This window comes from Nocardia farcinica (genome assembly GCF_029867845.1).
In the GTDB taxonomy this organism is placed as follows: Bacteria; Actinomycetota; Actinomycetes; order Mycobacteriales; family Mycobacteriaceae; genus Nocardia; species Nocardia farcinica_A.
In genome coordinates, this window is record NZ_JARWRU010000687.1 from 1 (window position 1) to 5499 (window position 5499).

Annotated in this window: 6 protein-coding genes; all 6 read left to right on the top strand. The window is 70.2% G+C overall.

From position 1 onward, the window contains the following. Positions 1–249 precede the first annotated feature (249 nt). Complete coding sequence (gene pyrH / locus QH283_RS15105; protein ID WP_280503631.1) at positions 250–978, top strand: UMP kinase; 729 nt, start codon at positions 250–252, stop codon at positions 976–978. Between the two features lie 50 nt (positions 979–1028). Then, complete coding sequence (gene frr / locus QH283_RS15110; RefSeq protein WP_280503632.1) at positions 1029–1586, top strand: ribosome recycling factor; 558 nt, start codon at positions 1029–1031, stop codon at positions 1584–1586. A 108-nt stretch (positions 1587–1694) separates the two neighbouring features. After that, positions 1695–2621, top strand: coding sequence for a phosphatidate cytidylyltransferase (locus QH283_RS15115; protein WP_280503636.1), 927 nt, complete (start codon positions 1695–1697; stop codon positions 2619–2621). A gap of 76 nt (positions 2622–2697) precedes the next feature. Further along, positions 2698–3030 carry a LapA family protein gene (locus QH283_RS15120; RefSeq protein ID WP_280503633.1) on the top strand — a complete coding sequence of 111 codons (333 nt, stop codon included), beginning with the start codon at positions 2698–2700 and terminating at the stop codon, positions 3028–3030. A 57-nt stretch (positions 3031–3087) separates the two neighbouring features. Continuing rightward, a complete protein-coding gene (rlmN, locus tag QH283_RS15125) occupies positions 3088–4197 on the top strand; it encodes a 23S rRNA (adenine(2503)-C(2))-methyltransferase RlmN (protein WP_280503634.1) in 1110 nt (369 codons plus the stop codon). A gap of 30 nt (positions 4198–4227) precedes the next feature. Beyond that, positions 4228–5499, top strand: a 1272-nt coding sequence (locus QH283_RS15130; protein ID WP_280503635.1) for a serine/threonine-protein kinase, incomplete at its 3' end; no start/stop codon positions are given.

A 5499-nucleotide genomic window follows, 5' to 3' on the forward strand; every position in this document is an offset into this window, starting at 1 on the left:
CGCGCGGGCTGGGGGGGCCCCCGCCCCCCCCCCCCCCCCCCCCCCCCCCCCGCCGGGGCTTTCCCGCCGGGGGGGGGGGCCCCGTTCGCTGTCGCATCCGGTTTTCCCGGGGGCTCGAGAATTCGACGTGGCTCCGGTAGGGCAGGATGAGAGAGCTTTGCCGGGCGGTTCCGAATCCCTGCCGGAACCACGCCGTCCGAGGGCTCACCGAGGGTGAGCAGAGCCGATCGCCGAAGGAGAGAGACATCGATGACCGACCCGGGAACCGCGCGTCCTGGATATCGCCGGGTACTGCTCAAACTGGGTGGTGAGATGTTCGGCGGCGGAAAGGTCGGACTCGACCCGGACGTCGTGGAGACGGTCGCCGAACAGATCGCCGAGGTCGTCGCGACCGGCGTGCAGGTGGCCGTGGTGATCGGCGGCGGCAACTTCTTCCGTGGCGCCGAGCTCGAGGAGCGCGGTATGGAGCGCGCCCGCTCGGATTACATGGGCATGCTCGGCACCGTGATGAACTCCCTCGCCCTGCAGGACTTCCTGCAGAAGCAGGGCGTTGACACCCGCGTGCAGACCGCCATCACCATGGGGCAGGTGGCCGAACCGTACCTGCCGCTGCGCGCCAAGCGGCACCTGGAGAAGGGCCGCGTCGTCATCTTCGGCGCGGGCATGGGCATGCCCTACTTCTCCACCGACACCACCGCCGCCCAGCGCGCGCTGGAGATCGGCGCGGACGTGGTGCTGATGGCCAAGGCGGTCGACGGCGTGTTCGACGCCGACCCGCGTGTCGTCGAGGGCGCGACCATGTTCACCGAGGTCACCCACAAGGAAGTGATCGAGCGTGGACTCAAGGTCGCCGATGCGACGGCGTTCAGTCTGTGTATGGACAACCAGATGCCCATGCTGGTGTTCAATCTCTTGGTGAAGGGCAATATCGCCCGTGCGGTCGCCGGTGAGAAGATCGGCACATTGGTTCGGTCCTGAGTCCGCGGCCCGCGGATCATGACGATGACGACGCTGTGGAGGAAATGGCCGTGATAGAAGAAGCGCTCTTCGACGCCGAGGAGAAGATGGAGAAAGCCGTCTCGGTGGCGAAGGACGATCTCGGCACCATCCGTACCGGTCGTGCCAATCCGGGGATGTTCTCCCGGGTCCTGGTCGACTACTACGGGTCGCCCACTCCGGTCACCCAGATGTCCAGCATCACCGTGCCCGAGCCGCGGATGGTGGTGATCAAGCCCTACGAGGCGAGCCAGCTCGGCGCGATCGAGACCGCCATCCGCAACTCGGATCTGGGTGTGAACCCGACCAACAACGGTGACATCCTGCGGATCAGCATCCCGCAGCTCACCGAGGAGCGTCGCCGCGAGATGGTCAAGCAGGCCAAGGGCAAGGGCGAGGACGCGAAGGTCGCCATCCGCAATGTCCGCCGCAAAGCGATGGAAGAGCTCGGGCGGATCCAGAAGGATGGCGAGGCGGGCGAGGACGAGGTCGGCCGCGCGGAGAAGGAACTCGACAAGACCACCGCCAAGTACGTCGGTCAGGTCGACGAACTGGTCAAGCACAAGGAAGCCGAACTCCTCGAGGTCTGAGCACGACCCGAGGGCCCGCCCGGGCGGGGGACGAAACGGAATACACGAGTGAGCGACGGGACAATCGTGGCCGAGAAAGCCGCCGCCGAGGGTGCGGCCGACGAGCCGATGCCGGCCAACGGCACACCGGGAACGCCCCATGCGGCGGCCTCCGCCGGGGCGGTTTCACCCACGGCCGCGTCTGTGCCCGCGGCGGCGGTGTCGCCGTCGGCGCCGGTCTCCAAGGCAGGCCGTAACCTGCCCGCGGCGCTGGCCGTCGGCTTCGGCCTGGGGCTCTCGCTCATCGCCATCCTGTTGTTCGCCCCGCTGGTGTTCATCCCGTTCGCCGGCGCGGGCATCGGCGTGGCGACCTGGGAGGTCGCCAAGCGGCTGCGCGAGGCCGATGTGCTGGTCCCGTGCATCCCGCTGGTGCTGGGCGGGCAGGCGGTGTTCTGGCTCGGCTGGCCGTTCGGGGCCGAGGGCGTGCTCGGCGCCTTCGCCCTCACCGCGCTGATCTGCATGGTCTGGCGGCTGTTCGACCACGGCCTTAGCACCGCCCCGCGCAACTTCCTGCGCGACACCGCCATCACCGTGTTCACCCTGGCTTGGGTGCCGCTGCTCGGCGCGTTCGCCACCCTGCTGCTGCTCGGGGACGACGGCAACCTGCGGGTGCTGACGTTCATGATCCTGGTGGTCTGCTCGGATGTGGGCGGCTATGTGGCGGGTGTGCTGTTCGGCAAGCATCCGATGGTGCCCTCGATCAGCCCGAAGAAGTCCTGGGAGGGTTTCGCCGGCTCGCTGGTGTTCAGCGTGATCGGCGGCCTGCTGACGGTGACGCTGCTGCTCGACGCCAACTCGATGATCGGTGTGGTGCTCGGCATCGGTCTCGTCGTGGTGGCCACCGTGGGCGATCTGATCGAATCGCAGACCAAGCGCGAACTCGGCATCAAGGACATGGGCACGTTGCTGCCCGGCCACGGCGGGATCATGGACCGGCTCGACTCCATGCTGCCCTCGGCGTTCGTCTCCTGGCTGGTGCTGAGCACCCTCATCTGATCCCGGGAACCGATCCCCGGCGCGCCGTGTCGCCGATTTGCCGTGGTCGTCGCACGGCATCGGCCATGATCGAACCATGTCCGCGAACGACGAATACGAGCCGCCCCTCGTCGAGCCGGGGGAGCCGGGCGATCCGGGGCTGCCGGAGCCGGAGAGCGGCCGCGAGGTCAGCCTGACGTCCAGGGCCGGGTACGCGTGGACCGCGCTGGTGCTCGGCGCGCTCATCCTCATCCTGCTGTTGGTGTTCATCCTGCAGAACCTGACCTCGGTCGGCGTTCGCCTGTTCTTCTGGGAGTTCACCCTGCCGCTCGGCGTCGCGGTGCTGTTGTCGGTCATCGGCGGCGCGCTGGTGATGGCGCTGGTGGGCGGCGTGCGCATCCTGCAACTGCGGCGCGTGGCCAAACGCTGAACCCCGACCCGACCTGGGTCGGCGCTCCCGGCGGCCGGATGGGACACTGGAAGAACTATGGCCGTCTCCCTTCCCCTCGTCTTCGATGCCCCGCGCCGCGGTATGCCGCCGCGCCATCTCGCCGATCTCGACGCGGACGGCAGGCGCGCGGCGATCGAGGAGCTCGGACTGCCGAAGTTCCGGGCCGACCAGATCGCTCGCCAGTACTACGGCCGACTGCAGGCCGATCCGGCGCTGATGACCGATCTGCCCGCGCCGGTGCGCGCCGCGGTGGGGGAGGCGCTGTTTCCGCCGCTGCTGAGCGTGGTCAAGCACGTGGCCTGCGACGACGGAACCACCCGCAAGACCCTCTGGCGCGCCGGTGACGGCACGCTGCTGGAGAGCGTGCTCATGCGCTACTCCGATCGCAACACCTTGTGCATCTCCAGTCAGGCGGGTTGCGGCATGGCCTGCCCGTTCTGCGCGACCGGCCAGGGCGGCCTGAACCGCAATCTGTCCACCGCCGAGATCGTCGACCAGGTCCGCGCCGCGGCGGCCGCGCTGCGCGACGGCGAGGTGGCCGGCGGGCCGGGCCGGTTGTCGAACATCGTGTTCATGGGCATGGGCGAGCCGCTGGCCAACTACAAACGTGTGGTCGCCGCCGTGCGCCGGATCACCTCGCCCGCGCCGGACGGCCTCGGCATCTCCCAGCGCAACGTGGTCGTCTCCACGGTCGGGCTGGCACCGGCCATTCGTAAGCTCGCCGACGAGGGCCTCTCGGTGACGCTGGCGGTCTCCCTGCACACCCCCGACGACGAGCTGCGCGACACGCTGGTGCCGGTCAACAATCGCTGGCCGGTCGCCGAGGTGCTCGACGCCGCCCGCTACTACGCCGACCGCACCGGACGCCGGGTGTCGGTGGAGTACGCGCTGATCCGCGACGTCAACGATCAGCCGTGGCGGGCGGACATGCTCGGCGCCAAGCTGCACAAGGCGCTCGGTTCGCGGGTGCACGTCAACGTCATCCCGTTGAATCCGACGCCGGGTAGCCAGTGGGATGCCAGCCCGAAGCCGGTGGAGCAGGAGTTCGTACGCCGGGTGAACGCCCAGGGCGTGCCGTGTACCGTCCGTGACACCAGAGGTCAGGAGATCGCCGCCGCCTGTGGCCAGCTGGCGGCGGAGAACTGACGCGACGCGAGCGCGACAAACGGGGGACCAGTGCTGCAACCGGGGGCCGTCTTCGCCGGCTACACCGTGGAGAAGTTGCTCGGCAAGGGCGGAATGGGCGCGGTGTACCTCGCCAGGCACCCGCGCCTGCCCCGCCGCACGGCCCTCAAGCTGCTGAACCGCGAGGCCTTCGCCGACCAGGAACTGCGGGCCCGGTTCGAACGGGAGGGCGAGCTCGTCGCCCGCCTCGACCACCCGAACATCGTCGCGGTCTACGATCGTGGGCTCGAGGACGAGCAGCTGTGGATCGACATGCAATATGTCGACGGGGTCGACGCGTCGTCGCTGGACGCGCGGACGCTGCCGCCCCCGCGCGCCGCGCAGATCGTCGCCGAGACCGCCGCCGCCTTGGACTACGCGCACCGGATGGGCGTGCTGCATCGTGACGTCAAGCCGGCGAACATCATGCTCTCGCGAGCGGCGGGCCAGGAGCGGGTGTTCCTCACCGATTTCGGCATCGCCCGCCCGCAGGAGGACACCGCCCATCTGACCAGGACCGGCACGGTGACCGCGACCCTGGCCTACGCCTCCCCGGAACAGCTCACCGGCGGTCACATGGACCATCGCACCGACCAGTACGCGCTGGCGTGCACACTGTTCTGGCTGCTGACCGGGCGGGTGCCGTTCCACGCGACCCAGCCCGTCGCGGTCATCCACGGGCACCTGCGCGAACAGCCGCCCGCGCTGAGCTCGGTGCGCGTCGGTATGCCGCCCGCCTTGGACACAGTGCTGAACCGGGCGCTGTCCAAGCACATCGAGGAGCGCTACGACTCCTGCGGAGAGTTCGCCGCCGCGGTCCGGCAGGCGATGGGATTGCCCGCGCCCGGCGCGCCGCGCGCCGGGTACCCGAGCGCGCCATCCGTGCCGCACGCCTCGACGCCGCCCGGTGGGCCGTTCGCTGCGGCTCCGTCGGCCGGCCCGCACGGTCAAGGAGCGGCGTTCGCCGGGCAGGCACCCGTACCACCCGCCGGGCACCACGCCCCCGGGGCACCGGTCGGGCACCGCGCTCTGGGATCGGCCGGGCAGCCCGGCCCCGTCGCCTCGAATCCGGCGATGTCGACCCCGCCGCATGCCGGTCTGCGGCCGGGACCACAGCCCTTCGCCGCGCCGGTCGGCCGGGCGCACCAGGCCGGTCGGGGTTGGTCCGCGGCGTCCGGGAGGCCGGCGCCCGGCGGCCCCGCGCCCCGGCGGCGGTCGGGCGCGGCCGTGCCGCGGATCAACCAGCTGGTGGGGCAGCTGCTGATAGGCCGGGTGGGCGTGTGG

Coding starts and splice junctions, on each gene's coding strand:
- pyrH (WP_280503631.1), top strand. CDS start 250: ATGACCGACCCGGGAACCGCGCGTCCTGGATATCGCCGGGTACTGCTC.
- QH283_RS15115 (WP_280503636.1), top strand. CDS start 1,695: ATGCCGGCCAACGGCACACCGGGAACGCCCCATGCGGCGGCCTCCGCC.
- QH283_RS15120 (WP_280503633.1), top strand. CDS start 2,698: ATGTCCGCGAACGACGAATACGAGCCGCCCCTCGTCGAGCCGGGGGAG.
- rlmN (WP_280503634.1), top strand. CDS start 3,088: ATGGCCGTCTCCCTTCCCCTCGTCTTCGATGCCCCGCGCCGCGGTATG.